Source organism: Cupriavidus sp. WS, from assembly GCF_000395345.1.
GTDB classification, from domain to species: Bacteria; Pseudomonadota; Gammaproteobacteria; order Burkholderiales; family Burkholderiaceae; genus Cupriavidus; species Cupriavidus basilensis_B.
This window is the reverse complement of sequence record NZ_AQPL01000643.1, coordinates 1-3,336: the sequence shown is the minus strand read 5'-3', so window position 1 is coordinate 3,336 and position 3,336 is coordinate 1. Positions and strand designations below refer to the sequence as shown.

2 protein-coding genes are annotated in these 3,336 nt (G+C 68.2%); both read left to right on the top strand.

The window, feature by feature from the left end:
- Nucleotides 1-571 precede the first annotated feature (571 nt).
- A complete protein-coding gene (locus tag K206_RS0136070) occupies nucleotides 572-2,182 on the top strand; it encodes a DNA cytosine methyltransferase (protein ID WP_020207086.1) in 1,611 nt (536 codons plus the stop codon).
- Between the two features lie 242 nt (nucleotides 2,183-2,424).
- Nucleotides 2,425-2,982 (top strand): hypothetical protein, encoded by a 558-nt coding sequence (locus K206_RS0136065; protein WP_017512400.1) that lies wholly within the window; start codon nucleotides 2,425-2,427, stop codon nucleotides 2,980-2,982.
- The last annotated feature ends 354 nt before the right edge of the window (nucleotides 2,983-3,336 follow it).

Below are 3,336 nucleotides of genomic sequence, written 5' to 3'. Positions count from 1 at the left end.
TGCCTCGCGTCCACGCAAGAGCGGGCGCAAGGGCGCCTGACCGACCCTGTTCCCCGTGAGCCGTGCCCGCCATCGGCGGCATGGCCCGTGTCCCGCACCCCCTGCGGGACGCCCCAGCGCGCAACGCCTTCTTGCTCCGTGTGCGCGTCCCGCCTGGCCGTCCCCGGCCGCGGGACCTGAAGGTGGCTTCTCCGCGAACCGCACCCCGCGCGTTCTCCTCGTCTGTATTCCTTCCGCCGCTGCGAAGGGTCCCCCGATGGCTTGCCTGTGCGAGCCATCCGGAGACCCTTCGCGGTCAGCGGTATTCGGTGCCGGTGCCCGCCGGCGCAAAAACGGGCTCCCTTTGTGCGCGGATGTGCGCCAGACGATGCCGGCCCCAGCCACGACATGGGCCGGGTGTGATTGCTGGATGAGCAGACGGTTCTAGCGACGACCGGGCCTGCCAATCAGCCCACGGGTGGTTCTTCTTTCCTCCCAAGCCGAAGGCCCCTGGGGCCTTCGGCGCCTTTCTCCTGCCTTTCAACGCCCTGGCCAGGGCGATGGCCCTGCGCCATACGAACAGGAGACCGACATGCACCCGAAACTTTGCGCACCGCCGCGCAACACGCCGCTGCTCTACGGCAGCGTCTGCAGCGGCATCGAGGCCGTGAGCCTCGCCTGGCAACCGCTCGGCCTCGAAGCCGCGTGGTTCGCCGAGATCGAGCCGTTCCCGAGCGCCGTGCTCGCCCACCGTTACCCCCGCGTGCCCAACCTGGGCGACATGACTGCGATCGCCCGCCAGGTCCGTGCCGGCACCGTGCCCGCGCCCGACATCCTGGTCGGCGGCACGCCGTGCCAGTCGTTCAGCGTGGCCGGCGCCCGCCGTGGCCTGGATGACCCGCGCGGCGCCCTGACCCTTGCCTATGTGGAGCTTGCAAATGCCATCGACCAAACCCGCCGCCAAGACCGCCGCCCGCCGGCAACGCTCGTCTGGGAAAACGTCCCCGGCGTCCTCAGCGACCGCAGCAACGCCTTCGGACACTTCCTGGGAGCACTGGTCGGCGAAAGCCGTGCGCTCGAACCGCCAGGGCAAAAATGGGCGTACGCAGGTTGTGTGTCTGGACCCCGGCGCCGCATCGCCTGGCGCGTGCTCGACGCTCAATATTTCGGCGTCGCCCAACGGCGCCGTCGCGTGTTTCTTGTGGCAAGTGGTGGAGGTGGCGTCGATCCCGCCGAGGTACTTTTTGAGTGCGACGGCGTGCGCTGGGATTCTTCGCCGGGCTTCGCGCCGTGGCAAGACGCTGCCGGCGCTGCTGGATCGGGCGCTGCGGCAGCAGGCGGGTATTCGGGATATGCAGGACTGAAGCAGCCCTACGGCAAGGCCACGGTGACGTTCGGATTCGGCGGGGGCAACACCGCAGGACCCATTGACGTCGCGGCCTGCCTGACCGCGGCGCCCGGCCCGAAGAACGACTTCGAGGTCGAGACCTTCGTGGCGCAGTCCGTCGCGGGCAGCATCAGCCACACGCTCAGCACCGCCAACGGCGGCAAGGGCTGCAGCGAGGACGGCACCGGCAAGGGCGTGCCGATCATCGCCTTCACCGCACAGGGCTGCGGGGCGGACGCGACGACGAACCATGCACCGACGCTGCGTGCCGGCGGGCATCGCCTCAGCCACGCGAATGCCGGCGTCGTGCCGGCCATCGCGTTCGCGCAGAACTCGCGCCGCGAGCTGCGGCTGGAATCCGGCCACGGCAAGCTTGCCGGGACGCTCTCCTCGGGTGGCGGCAAGCCGGGCCAGGGCCGGCCGATGGTGATCGGCGTGGCGCTGCGCGGTCGCACCGAAGGCCTGGCCGCTGAACTGGGCGATGGCGTCTCGACCGCGCTGCGCACCAGCAGCGGCGGTGCCGACAAGCCCCATGTGCTGGCACCTGACTTCGAGGCACATTTCCGCTACGACTGGAACGACCCCGGCCCGGGCGACTGGTCGCAGTGGCGGGTACGTCGGCTGATGCCTGTGGAGTGCGAGCGGCTGCAAGGCATGCCCGACGACTACACGCTGGTCCCGTACCGCGGCAAGCCCGCCGCCGACGCGCCGCGCTACAAGGCGATCGGCAACTCCATGGCCGTGCCGTGCGTCGCGTGGCTGGGCCAGCGGCTGGTGCAGTGCCTGCACAAGACGGGATCGAGCGCTTCGGATTGATGCACGACGCGGCCGGCGGACCGCGTGATCCTCCCTCCTGCATTGCCGACGCATCGGCAACAACGAGCAGCCGGGGTGTCAAGGCTGCCGTGGGCTCCTCCCACGCCACCCGCCAGTTCGCCTCGGCATCTCACCGGCGAACGCTGCCCACCGGGCATCGATGCCACCTTCCTCCAACCCACGGGATGTATGCACGTCCCGTCAGGGGCGTGTCGTCAACCCGGTCGATATCAGGACTTTCCATGGACACCATCACCCGACAAGACCGCATCACGCTCAAGAACCTCAAGGTCGCGGATTTCGCGAGCGAGGAAACGCTGTGCTTCACCGCCACCGTCATGTTCGACGGCAGGCCCATCGCCGAAGCCCGCAATGACGGACACGGCGGCTCGACGTTCGTGCGCGCGTTGCAAGGCCAGGCCGCGCTGCTGGCCCAGGCCGAGGAATTCGCCAAGAGCCTGCCGCCGGCATCGCTCGACGTCGAACGCGAGGACGACGAGCCGCTTCTCATCGACATGACGCTCGACTTCCTCGTGGACCAGTTGGCCGATGCCATGCACGCGGAGCGCAAGCTGCGCACCGCGTTCAACCGCGACATCGGCAACAAGGTGCTGTTCATCAAGGACGGCAGGCTGCTGTTCCTCAAGGGCATCAAGCTCAAGGCCATTGCCGACTGCGCGGCGTATTTCGCAAAGCTGCGCAGCCGACAGGGCCAGCCCATCGTCATCCTGGCCGAGCTGCCAGCGGACGAGGCATTCGCCATCTGGAAGCAGCATGTCCTGGGCGACAAGCCCCGCTGATCCAGCATCACCGCACCGTCATGACCGCCCCGCACTCGTTGCGGGGCTTTTTCTTTGTCCCTGCGCACATCAATCGGGACGGGACCAGATGCCGATTTCCAACTGACGTGGCACGGCACCCCCACGAAGCTGCCCGCGTGTTCGCTGATTCGTCAGCACATGCCAGCAGCCAGGGTTTCAGGCTGCCGCGGGGTTCTCTCCGCGCAACCCACCAGTCCGCATCGCATCCATTGCGCGGACGCGCGTCCCCAAGACGCTGATGCTTTTTTTCAACCGCGTGCGGGAGCTGCCATCCCGTGAGGGACAGGGCCCCGCTTTTCCAAGGAGCCCATCCATGTCCCAGCAAGCCTCTTT